At 46.4% G+C, this 18,511-nt stretch carries 9 protein-coding genes; 6 read left to right on the top strand and 3 right to left on the bottom strand.

Annotation, left to right across the window (positions count from 1 at the left end; translation table 11 throughout):
* Window positions 1-171 precede the first annotated feature (171 nt).
* Complete coding sequence (locus ACHZC4_RS09970) at window positions 172-567, bottom strand: hypothetical protein (RefSeq protein ID WP_394753694.1); 396 nt, start codon at window positions 565-567, stop codon at window positions 172-174.
* Window positions 568-767: 200 nt separating this feature from the next.
* On the opposite strand from ACHZC4_RS09970, the gene ACHZC4_RS09975 reads away from it, so the two are divergent.
* Complete coding sequence (locus ACHZC4_RS09975; protein ID WP_394753695.1) at window positions 768-1,055, top strand: GIY-YIG nuclease family protein; 288 nt, start codon at window positions 768-770, stop codon at window positions 1,053-1,055.
* A 69-nt stretch (window positions 1,056-1,124) separates the two neighbouring features.
* On the opposite strand, the gene ACHZC4_RS09980 is transcribed toward ACHZC4_RS09975, so the two are convergent.
* Together ACHZC4_RS09980 and ACHZC4_RS09985 are read right to left on the bottom strand one after the other, a co-directional pair.
* On the bottom strand, window positions 1,125-2,738 hold the full coding sequence (locus ACHZC4_RS09980) for a GTPase (RefSeq protein WP_394753696.1): 1,614 nt from the start codon (window positions 2,736-2,738) through the stop codon (window positions 1,125-1,127).
* Complete coding sequence (locus ACHZC4_RS09985; protein WP_394753697.1) at window positions 2,719-4,455, bottom strand: GTPase; 1,737 nt, start codon at window positions 4,453-4,455, stop codon at window positions 2,719-2,721. The genes ACHZC4_RS09980 and ACHZC4_RS09985 overlap by 20 nt, the downstream gene beginning before the upstream one ends.
* Before the next feature lie 122 nt (window positions 4,456-4,577).
* On the opposite strand from ACHZC4_RS09985, the gene ACHZC4_RS09990 reads away from it, so the two are divergent.
* The 5 genes from ACHZC4_RS09990 to ACHZC4_RS10010 form a co-directional block, all read left to right on the top strand.
* Window positions 4,578-5,009: a hypothetical protein gene (locus ACHZC4_RS09990; RefSeq protein WP_394753698.1), complete on the top strand. Its 432-nt coding sequence runs from the start codon at window positions 4,578-4,580 to the stop codon at window positions 5,007-5,009.
* Window positions 5,010-5,668: 659 nt separating this feature from the next.
* Window positions 5,669-6,277 (top strand): hypothetical protein, encoded by a 609-nt coding sequence (locus tag ACHZC4_RS09995; protein WP_394753699.1) that lies wholly within the window; start codon window positions 5,669-5,671, stop codon window positions 6,275-6,277.
* Between the two features lie 337 nt (window positions 6,278-6,614).
* The gene (locus ACHZC4_RS10000; protein WP_394753700.1) at window positions 6,615-9,224 is read left to right on the top strand and encodes a beta strand repeat-containing protein; all 2,610 of its coding nucleotides are present in this window, start codon (window positions 6,615-6,617) and stop codon (window positions 9,222-9,224) included.
* A 348-nt stretch (window positions 9,225-9,572) separates the two neighbouring features.
* Window positions 9,573-15,071, top strand: coding sequence for a DUF11 domain-containing protein (locus tag ACHZC4_RS10005; protein WP_394753701.1), 5,499 nt, complete (start codon window positions 9,573-9,575; stop codon window positions 15,069-15,071).
* 398 nt (window positions 15,072-15,469) lie between these two features.
* A partial coding sequence (locus ACHZC4_RS10010) for a beta strand repeat-containing protein (RefSeq protein WP_394753702.1) occupies window positions 15,470-18,511 on the top strand: 3,042 nt, incomplete at its 3' end.

Here is an 18,511-nt window from a genome sequence, read left to right on the forward strand (position 1 = left end):
GAGCCTGTCGAAGGACTTGTGGTTCATGGTTCGACAAGCTCACCACGAACGGTTTTTTAAAATATCTGACTGACAAAATAAGATTGACTGAGTACTAGGATATTTCATACGGCGATAGTTATAGTTTATAACGCTAGCCGGTTACCGCATCTCAGGGATTTAGAGCGAAGCTCAGTTGATTTCTTTTTTTTCTATGTTGCCGGCTTTATCAATGGAGACATCCCATAGTTTGCCGGAAGATTCCAGGGTGACATCAAATTCTTCGCCAACGCCATTAGGGTTTACGATTAAGAAGGCTTCTTTGATAGAATATTCGGGAAATACTTTTTTAAGATTTTCTCTGCTGGTTGCAAACATCAGGTCATCAGGGGCAATATTAATGCCGGAGACATGGTAATTGCCGTTGGCTCTATAGATATCCATTGCGTTAGCACCATTTTCTTTCACACGTACTTCGATAACATCCTGGCCAAAATGTTTGGTAGTTTCAGCGGTAATATCAGTTGCTTTAGGGTGCTTTTTATTGAGATGCTGCATTATTTTTTCGGGTATCGCGTCTTTACTCATCACTTCTGCATAAGCTGATATTGAGCACACTGTTAATACTAAAAAACTTAATTTTATAAAATAGTGTCGCATTGTCGTGTTTACCTGAGAGTCATTATTAGTAGGGTGTGGTTATAACTGTTTTAAAACCCGTGCTTATTGTACATGGGTTTTCTCGACACTTCGTGTTTATATTACAAACTGTTGCGGGGTTTTACGCCATGAATTGGTCGGTTTATATCATCTTGTGCCATGATGATTCTTTATATACGGGCATTACTACCGATGTTACCCGGCGCTATGAACAACACGCTACGCAGCAAGGTGCCAAGTATTTTCGGGGCAGATTGCCCAGACAACTGGTTTATACCGAGAGTGATCACACCCGCAGTTCTGCAAGCCAGCGTGAGTATGCGATTAAAAAGCTTAGCAGGGTACAGAAGTTACAGTTGATTGCATCAAGCGATAGCCGAATATCAGCGGATGCAAGATTTAGGCTATTTACTTGAGCCCATTCCACCCAAATCAAAACGCTGTATCTGCCTTTAATAACGTTTTTTGACAAGATAAGGAAATAATTAATTCACCAGCATACGGGACAAAGGATTGTCGGTAGCTATGGGGCTTTGTTGGCTGTCGACCATGGCACATTGCTCAATAATCGTCGCAATGTGTTTGATTTGTTGGCTATGTTGCTTGTCGATAACGCTAACTGCATCAATTACTTCGCCATCAATCAGGGTAATAGCAGTGTCCAGGCCTTTCTTTAAGCCATTGAGTACGCTTTTTTCCAGCGACGGTTTAAGCTGTCTTCGGATAAACCAGGGGGCTAACCAACTGATGATGACCAGCAAGGAGCTGTGTACAGCAAAATCGATGCCTAGATATTCCACATCGGTCATATTGCTTTGGTAATAGCCCACAAATACCTGATACGCTACCCAGCTGATTGATAATAACGGCAAGACAAATTCCAAAACCCGCATCAGCTTTAAAAAGCCGCGCTGCAAAGCATTGCCAGGGTTGGCTAAGGCTTGCCTAACCGCCAGTTCACTTTGGGTTTGCACTATTTTTGGGGCTTTCTCACGGACTAAAGCCAATTCTTTTTTAAACGGTGTAGCAGGAAGTCCAAGTTGATCGGTGTTATGAATGAATTGATCGAGTGCGTCAGAAAACCGTGCCTGAGCCCATTCATCCCATAAAGCCAGTTCGGCTTTTTCTGCTGTATTAGTAGCTGAATTGCTAATTAAATGCCCCGCATGTTCAGCATAATAAGTAGCGAGTTTTTTAATAGGCCAATCGAAACCTTGTTGCAATAGGTTTGTAGTTTGTTCCCACTGCTTATGCCAAATTTCCGGCGCTTGCTGAAAGATTTTTGTCGAGCCTAATGCCTGAATGCTTTGTTGCAATTTTTGCTTCAACTCATCTTTGCGAACCTGCATACTTCTTTGCTTAAGCTGTTTTACGGTATTGGCGTTGGCCAGCGAGGTTATTGTGGTGTGCAGTGCATCAAATTCATCTGGCTGACTGCTGTCGGCGCAGATTGTTTTAAAAATAATAGGTTCCACAAAACCGGCTTTGCCTAATTGCTGCTTGAAATCTTCGTACTGTTCGCTTTGGCCACGATCCCATTGGTTTAGTACAAACAACCAGGCATGACGGTTGCCTTCTGATAATAATAAACGCCAGGCTTTTTCGTCACGGTAGCGTTCTGGGCTGACCACATAAATCAGCACATCAATCTGCGGTAGCCATTCCAAAACCAGATGTTTGTTACTTTGTTCGGTGCTGTCAAAATCCGGCATATCAATCCAGATAATATCTTTTTTTGATTCATCATCATGCTGGGCGATGGTGATGCGATCTATCGGTAATTTTTCGGGTAGGTTATTGATGGTCACGCTTTGATGATGGTATAGCGTGACTTCGCGGGAAGTGGGTCGCTCTACGCCGGTTTTGGCAACGGATTTTTTTGCCAGTCTATTGAGCAAAGAACTTTTACCCACCCCGGTGCCGCCCATAAAAGCCACAATCAGCGGTCTGGCCGTGTTATGGTTAAATAACGAGTCTGGGGTTCTGGCATCAAATTCCGACAGCTGTTCGGCGCAATGGCTGTTAATCCAGCCTAATGCACTGGCCTGTGCTGCCCATTGTTTGGTTTTTTCGACTAAATCAGAGTAATCGGAAGCCATGTCTCTTTTCTGTAAGTTGCGTTTCAGCCGCTTGCAGCTGGTTGAGAGAAATATTGAAATGATCGGGAGCTGATAATTGCTCAGGCAGTGCTAGCAGTTTTTTGCGCAAGGTATCGTCAAATAAGCTCTGTTTGACAGTAGCCAGCTGATTTTTTTTCAGCTCTACTTCCAGTCGAGTTATATAACTGCCGATGGCGCTTTCCGTCAGTAATGAGGTGACTGCCAGCATGGCCGGTGCAATGATTAAATCGTGCAGGCCAATGCCACCGGTGTGTAATGTTAAAGCAATGACCGCAGCATCGGTAGTGGCACGCGTGGCTCGCAGGCTATTTAACACCATCGGTTGGTCTTGTAATTTAATATATAAGCGCTTGGCGGTGGCTTCAATATCATCTTGAAAATTAATATGGTAGTTTTGCGCTGCGCTGGCAAATTGCTCCATAAGGGCAGGGCGCTGCGCACGCAGTAAAACACTGCATTCTTTCCACCAGCTTGTTTGTTTGCTGTGCTCAGTTTTTTCTAGAATTTTATCCGCCATCTGAATGAGCGTGTGTTCGCAAATCTGGTTTAATAGCGCAACTTCCTGACTGGTATCGGCAATATGCAGTTTTTTGCGTCCCAGTCGTATTAGTTTTTTTAGCGGCCAGGTCAATATTTTACGGGTATTGGCGAGCAGGCTAGCTAATCCGGGAATTTCCAGCAGATTTAATAACTCTGCCATGGCCAATTGAAAGGTTTCGTAATGATGAGGATGGTTAAGAAAGTCGCGCTGATAGTTATCTACTGCTAAAACCAACACTTGATCAACTAAATTTTGCCAGTCTGTTAATGATTGATGCTCTGAAACTACCGGTTCTAGCCAGCTTGGCCAGTATTTTTGTAATAATTCGGTTTCAAAACGGTCGTGTTTTTTTAAATTAACCTTAGTGGCCAATTGTTGGATGAGTGCTTGTTGTGCCTGTGGCCAAACGGGCTGGCTGTCTTTTTGATAATACAGCGGCACCACGTCCGGAAAAGCATCGCTTCTGGCTTGTTGCCATTTTTGTTGCAAGGAATTAATCAGCAACGATTCAGAGCCTTCGCTGAGTTTGTTTAAGCAAATAAGCGTCGGCTGATGCAAGTATTCCAGTGTGGACATCAGTTCCCATACCGATTGGTCTGCATATTTTTCTTTGCTGACCACTAAAATGACAATATCCGCTAGCGCAATGGTGCGGATAACGCCTTCGCGGTAAGTGGATGAGTCAATGGAATCAAAGTCCGGTGTATCCCATAATACGCTGTGGGGTAAATAACTGGAAATACCGGAACTTTCGGCTAATGAATAACAATCGTGGCGATCTTTGCTTAGTTGCCAATGCTGTAATTGCTGAAAACGGCCAAAATAACGCTGTAAGCCAGTGCAATCCATTAGTTTTACGCTGTTACAAAAACCATGTGGATGCACCGTGTAACCGGCTAAAGGGCTTACGCCGGTGGCCGTTGTATTGAGCAATACATTAACTAATGAGCTTTTGCCGGCTTGAGTGGGGCCCACAACGGCAATTTGCAACGGGTTTTTAGGTTCGGTATCAATCAGTTCGCCTTTGCGGATAAAGGCTTCAGCGAGTAATAATTGATCCATACGCTGCTGATAAATCGTTTTAGTTGACTCATCGCTTAGTTGCGTTATAACAGACTGGTAGCGCCCTTTTAATAATTGGATAAAGTCCAGCATAAAAAATTAGCTTAGGTTTATAATTGGCCACCATTCTACTGCGTTTGGTGACCCGGCGTTACATTCAATTATAATTAACAATACCATAAGATGGACAGGTACATAACTTAGAGGTTAAATTTATGAAGAAACTACCCACGCTGTTACTCATCTTGAGTTGCGCTGCTTTAATGGCCTGTGGTAAAGGACAAGAAATCAGTGGTCATAGTATCAAAACTGCTTATCGATCGGTTAAATCCATTAAAGAAAAACTGCCGCCCGAAAACCGCATGGAGTTTCAGGTGTCTTTTTGGACTATCCGTGATGCTAACAAAGAGGACGAGGCGTTTTTGGATGCGGTAGATGGAAAAAATCCGATAGAGATTGTTGAAACGGCTAAAGGAATTTACCAACAGCGCAAAGCGGCCGGTTTTCAGGCTTATGATAAGTATTCTAGCTGGGAAGAAATGATTTCTGAATTTGGTAAACAACGACTTGGCCAGGATAAGCGCAAGGGCAGCACAAAAGATGAAGCCGGTGGTCAAGGTGACAATGTTTTGTATAAATTACAATAATCCGTTCTTAATTAAATATTTTTAGCTCAACCATTCCTATAGCATTGCGCCCTTAAATGGGTGCGTCCCATATTGATGGGTAAAACTTCACACTATTTGGTAGTGCACAGTACTTGTGTGCTACCCAAATTAAAATATCATGTAGCCTAATAATTGTTGGGCTATTCATGGTAACTAATACTCAAAAAGTGTAATCCTTCCCTACCTATGTATATAGAAGCATGTCGCGTGTTTTTATATGCAATATCCGAAAAATACCCCTAGCATATCTCTAAATAGTGAGATATAGATGATAGCCGTCTCTGTAATAGTGCTTGTCGATACTTCTATAGCTTAATTTTCTTAAAGTGACATTTATTTTCATAACGTGACGTACTTCTCATTAATTGCTCATTTTTAGGTGTTTTCGTGAGACCCCCCTGATTTAATTTGCCTGATTTAATTTGCCTGATTTAATTTGTACGTTTTCCAATATTTTTTAAAACGTTGACTATACTTTTTTCGTAATAGTAGTGCAGGAGTCTAAGCACTATTTATTCTGGTAGTGAACACTTTAAAGTTATTAATAAAGTTTTAGGTAATGATTAATGATTTTATTGCAGTAGCTTGCAGTCCAGATGAAAGCACAGTTAATTTTAGGGGATATTTAAGGTAAAAAAATGAAAATAAAATTAAACGATAGTTTTACAAAATACAGATTAATAGCGCCCTTTCTTTATTTAATGCTGGTTGTTCATAATGGCTATGCAGCAGATGAACAGGCAAAAATATCCGAGAGTGGTAAAAAAGCAGCGCCTTTGCTTGTAACGCTTAGCAGTCAAAAAGTGCAGATTGGCAATGATGGTAAAGAGATTTTTTCGAACGCTGACAAAGTCAAACCTGGAGATCTGGTGCAATATACCGCTGTTTACCGTAATCGAGGCAATAGTAGTATTACTGGGCTTAATGCCTCATTACCGATTCCTTTTGGAATGGGCTATGTTGAAAAATCGGCGCGACCTGCGTCCGCTCTTGCTACCGCTGATGGCACTAAGTTTGAAGCGGAACCTTTGATGCAAACTATCAAAGACAAAGACGGTAACGAAAAACAGGTCGCAGTACCTTACTCCGGATACCAGAGCTTGCGCTGGGAAATCGGCGAGCTGGAAGCGGGCAAAAAATTCGAAGTCAGCGCACGGATGCGAGTCAATTCACTGTCTAAATCACCCGCAGAATTAGTAGTAAAAAAATCCGCAGTTCCGGCAGCTACTGCCTGGAAACCCTATTAACCTAATAAGCCCTAATTATTAAGGAGGAATAACACCGTAGTATCTTTCAATAAAGTTTAAGTCCCCATTTGACTGGCCAAGCACTGGGAAATCTTGTGTTTGTAGATTTACCCGTCTTCATTGCCATTAGTTACCCGCCAACGCCCTCTTTTCTCTATTAATGGAGAAAGGCAGGGGCTCGGTCTTAACTTAGTGGCAATAAGGCGCTAGGCAGACCTGTGTCTGACATAACGGGAAAGCGCATTATTTTAGGAGTTAGAAGGTTGAAGGGATTTTTGTTTTACAGCAATAAATGAAGTTAGCAGTACCCTTTTTTAATCAATAGGAATTAAAGTTTATGACACATAAAATATATGGCCCACCACTACGGTTGTGGGATTTCGTCTCTCGGCTCATTAGCGGGAGTTTTGCAGCTTTTTGGCTTATATTGCTCTTTTCCACAAGTAGCGCACAGGCCGCCCAAACACCTTTTTTAACAGAAATTAGCAACAGTGCTGCGGCAACTTATCTTGATGCGGCGGGCGTGCCACGCTCGGTCACTTCAAATACGGTTGTTACAGTAGTCCAACAAGTAGCCAGTGTCACGCTGAATACAGATACGGCACATAGAGTGTCTCCAGGTACTGAAGTCACCTATCCTGTTACATTAGCCAATACAGGTAATGGCCCAGATAGCTTTACCCTGACTCAACAGTCAAGCACGGGTGCTTTAAGTCTTACGACTGCCGTTTTCTATGCCGATCTCAATGGCGATGGTGTGGCGGATAACAATACTCCGATAACTACAACACCTGTGTTGCAGGCTGGCGAAGTGTTTAATTTTGTGGTCTCCGCGTCTGCGCCAATTAGTGCTACGACTGGCCAAATTAATACATTGGTAGTCAAAGGTACTTCTGTATTTGCTTCAGCCGCATCCGATATAGTGACTGAAACGACTACCGTAACCAATAACGCTGTTGTTAACACTACTAAAGCGATGAGCGCAACCACCGGCGCGCCGGGCACAAGTGGTTATACAGTGTCTTTGGCTTATACCAACACCGGTAATGCTCCTACACCAGTAACCTTGACCGACGTATTGCCTGCAGGTATGACATATGCTGCAAACTCAGGACGTTGGAGTGTGACAGGTGCGACCGTTCTGACCGATGGCACAGGCGTTGATTTACAAGGCAGCAGTCCGACTATCAACTACACCACATCAGGTCAAACTGTTACTGGCGTTGTTAGTGCAGTGGCTCCTGGCCAAACAGGTACATTGACATTCAATGTTAATATTAATGCACTCCCATTAGCCGCTGGCCCTTTGAATAACACAGCTAGCACTACCTACAATGATGGTGCAACACCTGTTACGGTAAATACCAACACCGTTACGTTTACAGTGACTGAAGTAGCTTCTCTTACGCTGGCTGGCCATACTATTGCCAGTGCGCCACAAGGCAGTGTAGTGACGTTTGATAACTTGCTGACCAATACGGGTAACGCTACCGATACGTTTGATATCACGGTGCCCACTAATGGTTTTCCTGCAGGCAGCAGTTATGCGCTGTACCAAACAGGTGGCTCAGTGCCGCTGACAGACACCAATGGTAATGGTATCGTCGATACTGGACCTGTTGCTGTAAATGGTACTTTCCATGTAGTCGTAAAGGTTACGCTGGCACCAGGTGCTACAGCGGGTGGCCCCTTTACCTTGACAAAAACCGCAACGTCTACAAACACTCCAACGGTATTTGTTAGTGCAAACGATGTTTTGACTGCAATTAGTGCTAATTCGGTGGATTTAACCAACAACTCAGCAGGGGCAGCAGCCCCCGGTAATGGCCCAGGTCCTGAAGGATCCGCTGTCACCAGCAATAACGCACTGCCAGGTACCACTACAACGTTCGTTCTGTATGCCAATAACACAGGGCCAACAACTGATACCTATAACCTGGCTGCCAGTACGGATTCATCGTTTGCAGCGTTAAATTTACCAACAGACTGGACAGTTATTTTCCATGAAGGCTCTGCTACTGGCCCTGTTGTCACTAACACCGGCACTATAGCTCCAGCCGCCAGTAAAGCAATATACGCTGTAGTGTCGATTCCTGCTGGTCAGGCGGCGATACCTGCAGGTCAGGCTATTTACTTCCGTGCATTGTCGCCTACCACAGGTGCAGTGGATATTAAGCACGATGAAGTGAAGATTACTACCACTCGTACTTTGTCGCTTATTTCACCTAACACCGGACAAGTAGCTGCCGGCAGTTCTGTGGTTTATATACACAATTTAACCAACACAGGTAATGTCTCTGAGGCTATTTCCCTTACGCTTGCCGCTAAACCTGGCTTTACCTCAGTACTTTATATCGATGCTAACAATAACGGCATTATTGATCCCACTGAGTTGCCTGTTCTGACGACAGATGCACTAGCAGATAAAACCCTGGCTCCAGGCGAGTTTGTGCAATTGCTTGTTAAAGTGACAGCAGATGGTGGGTTGGCTATTGGCGCTCTGGATACCACAACACTGACTGCAACGTCCACATCAGGTACGGTTAATGGCGTAGTAGCACCAACTGTTGTAAAGGTTATAGATACCACGACTGTAGTTGACGGCAGCATAGTGTTGCTTAAAGAGCAAGCTCTGGATGCGGCTTGTGACGGTGGCGAGACAGTATTTACCACTGGAACCATTACCACAGGCGCGGTTCCGGGTGCTTGTATCGTTTACCGCATAACGGCAACCAATAGTGGCACAGTTAATGTCACTAATTTGCTGATTACCGATAACACACCGGTATTCACCAAGTACGATAGCTCAACACCAGCGGCTACCACAGTGGGTAGCATTAATCCCCCAGCTCCAGCTAATGGAGCAGCGGGAACCATTACCGCAGACGTAGGCACACTTACGCCTTCTAAATCAACTGTACTTACTTTTGGAGTGAAGATTGACTGATAAATAGCTAACTAAGTCGGAGGGTAAACAGCGCAATCGTTTACCCTCCGACGCGGTTGCCTTTATTTTTGCAAGTTGTCTTAAGGGAATGCTTGCAAAAGCAAAGGGAGATACCAGTATGACCAATCCATATCGCATTAAAAACCTTATTTGCAAACAGAAAAACCTCGATATCTATGTTGTTGGCCGTGCCATATTGCACCCACTAACAGATATTTTTAACCCCTCTATTTATTTTTATTCTGGAACATGAAATTTATAAAGATTCAGTACAGCCCAGGACAAAAAACAAAAATGTTGTGTGGCGTTTGGCAACTAGTAATTATTCTGGCAGTTGGGCTCTTTTGTGTGAGCTATTCATCTTTGGCTGTTTCGGCATCAGCTGTTTTGAAAACAATAGAGACTATTTCCAATCAGGCCATCGAAAATCACACCGACAAGAGCACAGCGGCGGTGAGAACTGCTCAATCAAATATAGTGTCGGCCATCGTTACAGAGCCCCCCCCCCCTGAAATTAAAGTAGAAAAAACCTCTTTAGTTCCGGTTCCTGTTAACGGATACCGTAACACTTATGACATTGCTTATACAGTAAAAATAAGCAATATTGGCACAGTGCCGGCACATTTTATCCGTTTGGTGGATAATCTCAACTGCACGTTCCGCACCTATGAGAATCCAGCGCCAGTCACCACCTGGTCACTGACTCAAAAGCCGAAGCTTGTATCAGGGCTATTACGGATTAATCCAAATTACACCGGTGATGCACCTTGTCCATCGGGGGTATCTAGCTACGATACAAATACTAAAGTACAAATGGTAGATGGCAGCGTAGACCTATTACCTACTGAATCGGCCACTATTGAATATAGCGTGCGTGTTACCTTGTTACCGGGCTTGTCGCGGGCTAAACACGAATTTAAGAATGTCGTTATTGGCGCTAGCATGAAGGGCCCTACTTCCCAATCAGGCCGTATACTCAGCTCATCTGCTTCAACCCCCTCTGTTCCGGTTGATCCTTCCGGTGTAGTTTACAACTCGGTTACCCGTAAACCCGTGCCCGGTGCAATCGTCGCTCTGGTCAGGGACAGTTGCCCTAAAACACGTGGGCCTATCACCGTGGCTGATATTTTCAATCCTTCCCGTATCGATTATACGTACAATGCAGACGGTAGTGTCAGCATGATTACTCCAACAGATGGGGGATATAGTTTCTTTTTAAATACCGCTGATGACTGTAAATACCATATCGTTGTTACACCCCCTGCTAATTCTGGTCTGATTTCGCCGTCTGTCCGTATACCGGTAAAACCTGGCATTGCGCCTGCGGGTAATGTACAGCTGCAAGCCGGAGCACCCGCTGATGGCGAGGACACCACTTATTACCTTAATTTTCAGATCAGTGTTAATAGCGATGTCTTTAATAACCACATTCCGCTAGATCCTGTGGATAGTATCGGCGAACATCAGCTATTTCTAAATAAGGAAGGCAGCAAGATCTCGGCGGAATTGGGTGACATCATTCCTTATACATTGACTCTCAACAACATCTCTGGGCGGACACTGGATAATGTGCAGATAAACGACGTTTTACCCCGTGGTTTTCGGCTGTTGTCAGGTTCTGCCCGTCTGGGTGGCAAAGCTGTGCCTGATCCTATAGGAACACCAGGCGCACCGCTCAATTTCAATTTGACCGATTTGAATTGGGAAAATGGGCAACAACTAATATTGACCTATCAATTACAAATTGGTGTAGGTGCTGCATTGGATAAAAGTTCGGTCAATCGTGCCCAGGCAGTCAGCGGTCTATTCACCTCAAATCTCAGCTCCTGGGCAGTCACAGTCTCTGGTGGGGTATTTTCTGACGATGCTTACCTAGTGGGTAAAGTTTATCTTGAAGGCTGCCCGTCAGATAAAGTACAGAACAACATGGAAGTGGGCGTTCCGGGCGTGCGCTTGTTAATGGAAGATGGCACGTCGGTAGTAACGGATGTTGAGGGTAAATACAGTTTATATGGTTTGTCACCCATTACCCACGTTCTTAAACTTGATTCCACGACTTTACCAGGAGACGCTAAATTAATTGCTTTGAGCAACCGCAATTCCGGCAAAGGCGACAGCCGTTTTGTTGACCTTAAGAAGGGTGAATTGCACAAGGCTGATTTTGCCGTCAACAGTTGTGATGCTGATGCAGTTGTCGAGGAAGTCAAGAACCGACGTAAGGCTCTGGAAGCCCAGCCCCTTCAAGATGGCGTAGGCATTATAGGTCAGCGCTTCAATCCTGATTATTCCGAAGCTACTGTTTCAGATCGCCGATCGCTGCCAGCTACAGGCGTAATAACGCCTTCAGGCCCACAGGCTATAATCAATATCAACAATAATAATAATGTTGATAATATAAATAAAGGCTCCAGTAATATAGGCAAGATTAATAATGGTGTTTATCAAACAGTTGTGCCTTGGGAGCTCACTCAATCGCTTGCTGCTCAACGGTTGCAGAATGCTAATCCGCAGCGCCCGTCGGTAATAACGCTGGAAGAATTGATTAAGAATTTAAACAACACCCCGGGATTTATTGGCCTTAAGGAGGGTGATACCTTACCGGTAAACGTCGTCAATGTTCAGGTTAAAGGCATGTTGGGGTCAACCTTGCGGCTTAAGGTAAATGGGGAGGAAGAATCTCTACAGCGCGTAGGTAAGAAGTCTAAAGTAGCGGATAAGCAGTTGGAAGCATGGGAATATATCGGCGTTAACTTGCATGAAGGTAAAAATACTTTGGTGCTGGAAGTTGCCGATACCTTTGGTAATGTGCGTAAGAGCGAGGCGATTACTGTGATTGCGCCGGGTCAGGCAGGAGAGCTTAAGATTGATGCACCTGCGACATCACCAGCGGATTCTAAAACACCTGTGAAAATTAAAATCAGTCTGCTTGATGATAACGGCGTGCCGGTAACGGTACGTACCCCCTTAACCCTGGATCTTGATCAGGGAACCTGGGTGGACGAAGACCTCAATCCAAATGAGCCTGGAACGCAAGCTTTTATAACAGGCGGCACTGCCGAATTCAGCATCTTGCCGCCAGGTGCTCCTACAGATGCCATCGTACAGGTGAGTGCTGGCAATCTGCAACAACAAGTTAGAATTGCTTTTCTGCCTGAGCTGCGCCCACTGGTGGGTGCCGGTATCATTGAAGGTGTAGTAAATTTCAGCAAGAGCGGTAAAATCAATGTCAATGCACCTAGGGCTTACGATACTTTCGAGCGTGAATTGCGTAATCTTTCCGTCTCCGGTACCGACGTGCGCGCCACAGGCCGTGCTGCCTTTTTCTTTAAAGGCACGATAAAGGGCAAGTACTTATTGACGGCTTCCTATGACAGCGATAAAAAAACCAATGAGCGTTTATTTAGAGATATTCAGCCGGACAAGTTTTATCCGATCTATGGCGACTCGTCGTTAAAAGGTTTCGATGCACAGTCTACGCAAAGATACTATTTGCGTGTCGACAGAGAAAGATCATATTTGCTCTATGGCGACTTTACCACGACAGACAATAGCAGCATAGATCGCAAACTCAGTCAATACAGCCGTTCGGCTACTGGTTTAAAGGGCCATTATGAGAACGGTAGATTTATGAGCAATGCCTGGGGTAGTTATGACAGTCTGGCGCAAGTGGTCATCGAAATACCGGCTAACGGTACTTCAGGGCCTTACAGGTTGCCGGGAACAGATACGCTGTATGAGAACAGCGAAAAAGTTGAAGTTCTGGTGCGTGATAGAAATCAACCTACGCTTATTATTGAATCCAGACCCATGAGCCGGTTCGTAGACTACTCAATAGACTTGGTGACTAAGGAAATTTTCTTCAAAGGCCCAGTAGCATCGCTGGATGAAAATTTGAACCCACGCACCATTCGTATTACGTATGAATCGACGAAAGGCGGTAAAGATTTCTTTAAAGGCGGTGTGGATGGCCGTATGAAAGTAACAGATAACATAGAATTGGGTGCTTCGTATGCGCGGGATGATAATCCGCAGCAAAAAACCCAAGTTATGGGCGGTACCGCCATTGTTAAATTGGGCGAAAAAACTACCATGGTCGGCGAAGTAGCGAGGACTGTTACCGGTGCGAGTGACGTAAGTCTAAATGGCGGACAAAATAATAGCATAGGCTCTGCAGCCCCAAGTGCACAGGGTTTGAACGGCTTAAATATTCCAGGTTATATAAACCAAAACACGGCAGGTATTGAGGGTGAGGGCTTGGCAGAACGTATTGAGATCCGCCATGAGGGAACCAAGCTTAAAGCCACTGCCCAAATAACCCATGCTGACAAAAATTTTAATAACCCCACCGCCGGTATCAGTAATGGTCGCACTGAAGCAACCGCCAATGCGAGATATAAAATTAACGAACAGGCTAGCTTGGTTGCACAAGGTGTCTATAGCAAAGATAGCCGTACCAAGGGTATGCGGGCAGGTTTATTTGCGGGTATAGAATATGCATTTAACCAACTGATAAGCGCCCAGTTCGGGATGCGGGCCGTACATCAGGATTTAGCGGGTGGACAGCTACAGAGTTTCGGGATAACAACAGGAAGCACCATTACAGGGAATGGTCAGCAATCGGGCTTGGGGGCAGGATCAGGAGGCACGTCCTTTGGGCAGACGCAAGTGGGTTTTGCAATAGCACAGCCACAGGGAAATTCCTTAATAGGTACGCCCAGTGATTTAATTACTGTACGCGGTAAACTCGCTGCTCAATTACCATGGATAAAGGGTGCCGATGTCTACACTGAAGTGGAACAAGATGTATTAGATATCAATAAGCATCTGTTTGCAGTAGGTGCAGGTTATTTAGTAAATGACAAAACCAGGCTTTACGGGCGTTATGAGTTCATCTCATCGTTGAACAGTCCCTTTGCACTCAACTCCACGCAGCAAAACAGCCAAGCTGTCGTAGGTGTCGAAAGTGCGTACTCCAAAAATGGCCGTTTATTTAGTGAATACCGGTTAAGAGATGCCATTAATGGACGGGAAGCTCAGGCCGCTATGGGTTTACGTCAAACCTGGGAGCTGGCCAAAGGTTTAAGGCTTGGTGGCGGCCTTGAAACCACCAAAGCCTTTGCAGGACAACCCGGTAGTGATTCTACAGCCATTACAGCATTGGCGGAATATACCGGCGATCCGCGCTATAAACTTACGGGGAGTCTTGAAGCACGGTTCGCCAGTACCGGCAACTCTTGGTTAAACACCCTAGGTTTGGCGTATAAAATAAACCAGGACTGGAGTATGCTGGCACGCAACGGTTTATCGGTGCAAGAAAACTCATTTGACCACAGCGAATTATGGCGTACCCGTCAACAAATAGGCTTTGCCTGGCGGCAGGTGAACGATAATCGGTGGAATGCGCTCGGACGCTACGAACACCGTATGGAAGAGCAAAAAGGAGGTATTGATCCCTATCGTGAAAAAAGCCATATTGTTTCTACACATATCAATTACCAGCCGCGTAGAGACCTGATTGCTTCCGGGCGTTATGCGGTAAAATGGAGCGACCAAAAGCGCGATAACGTCAATACAAATTCGTTAACTCAATTGATCTACGGAAGAACCACCTGGGACTTTTTACCAGACTGGGATATTTCCTTACAATCTGGCGTACTTAAAGATGAACATGCCATCCAGTTTGGTGCTGGTATGGAATTGGGTTACCAGGCCGTCAACGATTTGTGGGTCTCTGTCGGCTATAACATGCAAGGCTTTGACGGCGGCGACTTAAAAGGGACGGATTACACCGCACAAGGCTTTTATGTGCGGATGCGCTTCAAGTTTGATGAAGGGTTGTTTAACTAAGCCAGCCGTAGGGTATGCACCGTACCTTATGTTGGTGTGGTTTCTATACGGCATACCCACATTCCAGCGTGGTTATGCAAACAGTAATGCGCCAGAGTAATGCAACGCAAGAGCGTGGGTATGATTGAATGGTGTTTGCCTAAGGTATTTTAAAACGTTAGGGATGGGCTTATGAATCCTATTCCTTTCATTAAGTTAACTATAATGTGTAGGGTATGCCATGCGTCCTATGAATGATTGCGAAATACATACGCCATAACCTACAGGGCTAAGTAATTAATGAGGTTCTCTTGAAAACGAGTAATGTTGAATATAACTTTAGCAAGAAGCATGTGGGGGGCAGCGTGTCTGCCATAAATCATCGAAAGGTACGCACAGCGCACCCTACAAGGCTAACAATGTTCGCGCGGACTGTTTTGGCGCTGTTTTTTCTGCTGGCCAGCCCGGCGGCGTGGGCGGCTATCACGTTTGATAACGCGCCGTCTGGCGGCACGGGTGCTGCTGCCGCTAATACAATGGAACTCATTCGGGATACGGCCACTACTGCACCTACCGGACAGTATATCGGCTTGCGTTTTTCGAGTTCTACCCCACTCACCAATGTCTATGCCAAAGCCACGGTTGGCGGCGTAGGATATAGCCTTGATTTGACTGAAGCAGCCAGCCACTTAATTGGTGATTTAAGTACAACCGCTAAAACGTCTTATTGGTATATTAATAAACCCCAAACTACAGCTAACGGCACATTTCAAGTAGAGATATTTGTGGGCGACCCGGCAGCGGGCGGTGTGTCGCAAGGCATTTCTATTACTTATACATTGGGCAGTAATGACGCAGATCAGCCTGCATCCGCCAATAAAATCAGTAGTGTGGTTGTCAATGGTGGAAACCCTATCCAACTGGGCCAAGCTTTCAATGTAGTGATCTGTTACGATGTAGGTTCAATCAATAATATCCTAGTCCAACCGGCTGGATTAGCAAGTTTTGACCCCAATAACCTCCGTTTAGGTAATACTCTGGTAACGCTTTATGGGAGCACCGGTTGTACTGGTACAACCTCTATATTCAGTAACCAATTATATTTTACGGGAGCATTAACTGCTAGCTCTGTGGGTGCCGTCTACACCTTCACAGCCATTGGAACATTTAGCTTAAGTTTGTCACCCTATGTTTCAGCACAGATTGGACAGTATAAATTCAACACCACTACCGCCCCCACTACTGGGTCTAACATCGTTCCAGCCGCAACCAATAAATTAAGCATTTCAAAAGCGGTCAATATTACCAGTAGCCCTGGTGGTACGACGGTAACTTATGCGCTAACCGCTACCAATTCCGGATCAGCGACAGTCTCATTGGATGATTTCGTGGACACCTTGCCCACCAGTCCCGCCGCCGCAACCTACGTAACTGGGAGCAGCACCATTAAAATTGGTGGGGCAGCGGCCGTCGCCCTTGCTAATCCCCTAATTAGGGCACCAGGGGTGTCAACACTGACTTGGACAAACCCAAGCACGGGTTCTACCGCCTTTAACGTACCGGCTGGCGGCAGCATTGTACTGACCTTTCAGGCCGCCATTCCTAATACTGCTGGCGCATACGAAAACCAGGTTATCGGCCATATTGGCACGAATATTATTGGCAGTACGAACACAGTGGGCAGTGCCGCCGCTACCGCCACGACAACGATAGGCGCAGATCATGGTGATGCCCCCACCAGTTTTGGTGATGCGGCAAATGGCGTTAACGCCACGGTATTTTTGGGCAATGTCGCCCCCGATGCCGATACGGCTTTTACCACCTGGCAAGGCCAGACCACCGCCAACGGCGACGACACCACATCTACCGCCGATGAAGGCATTGCCCAATTGCTGTCCAGCGGCAGCGCGAGCTTACCAGTCTTAAGTACGGCGACAACGACCTACAACCTAACCTTGCGCTGCCAAGGCACGGTGACAGCCAATGCAGTCAACGGCTGGATCGATTTTAACCGCAACGGTGTCTTCGACACCGGCGAAGGCGCACAAGGGACGTGTTCAGGAACGGCGGTTGGCAGTACTGTCACGCTGACCTGGGCAAAAACGCCCACCGCGGGGCAAGGCACCATTCCCACAACGTTTACGGCGGGGGCCAGCTATGCCCGTTTCCGTATCGCCAGCATCGCCAGCACATCGCCAACAGCGACAGGCGCAGATGGCGAAACGGAAGATTATCCATTGACGATAGTGCCGCCACCGGCGACCGTCACCGTCAACAAGATCAGTAACGGCGGCGTAGGCACTTTTCCCTTCACTGGCAGCAATGGCCTGCCGACCACGGCTACCAACATCACCACCGTCACGGCAGGTACCAGTGCGACGGTAGCCGCGTTAACCAGCGTACCGTTGACTACATTAAACACTGCAACCACCATCACCGAAGGCACGTTACCCGCAGGTTACGCGTTGACCAGCGCGACTTGTACCGGGCTTAACGGTACGGATGTTGTGACCGTGGACACTGCCACCCGTGTCCTCACCATCCCCGCCACCAGCGTGATAGCAGGTGCGGTCATTAATTGTACCTTCACCAATACCAATCAACCCGTGGTCACTGTCAATAAAATCAGTATCGGTGGCGTAGGCGTTTTCCCTTTTACCGGTACTAATGGCCTGCCGACCACGGCAACCAACATCACCACGGTCACGGCAGGCACCAGTGCGACGGTAGCGGCCTTGACCAGTGTGCCGTTGACTATATTAAACACTGCAACCACCATAACCGAAGGCACGTTACCCGTAGGTTACGCGTTGACCAGCGCGACTTGTACTGGGCTTAATGGTACGGATGTAGTGACCGTGGACACTGCCACCCGTGTCCTCACCATCCCCGCCACCAGTGTGATAGCGGGTGCGGTCATTAATTGTACGTTCACCAATACCAAGCAACCCGTGGTCACTGTCAATAAAATCAGTATCGGCGGCGTAGGCACTTTTCCCTTCACCGGCAGCAATGGCCTACCGACCTCGGTCACCAATATCACCACCGTCACGGCAGGCACCAGCGCGACCATAGCCGCCTTAACCAGTGTACCGTTGACCACCTTAAACACCGCAACCACCATCACTGAAGGCACGTTGCCTGCGGGGTTCGTGTTTACCAGTGCCACTTGTACGGGCCTTAGCGGTACGGACACGGTAACTGTGGACACGGCCACCCGTGTCCTCACCATCCCAGCCACCAGTGTGATTGCCAACGCAGTCATCAACTGTACCTTCACCAACACCAAACCCAGCCTCCCAACAGTCACCTTGACTAAAATCAGTAACGGCGGTGTCGGTGCCTTCACCTTCACCGGCACTAACGGCTGGACTAGCCAAACCATCACCACGGTGATTGCAGGGACGGGAGTGGCGGGTGCAAAGCAAACGCTGACAGCAATCGGAACTAGCACAGACATT

It is taken from the genome of Crenothrix sp., from assembly GCF_043729335.1.
Lineage (GTDB): Bacteria > Pseudomonadota > Gammaproteobacteria > Methylococcales > Methylomonadaceae > Crenothrix.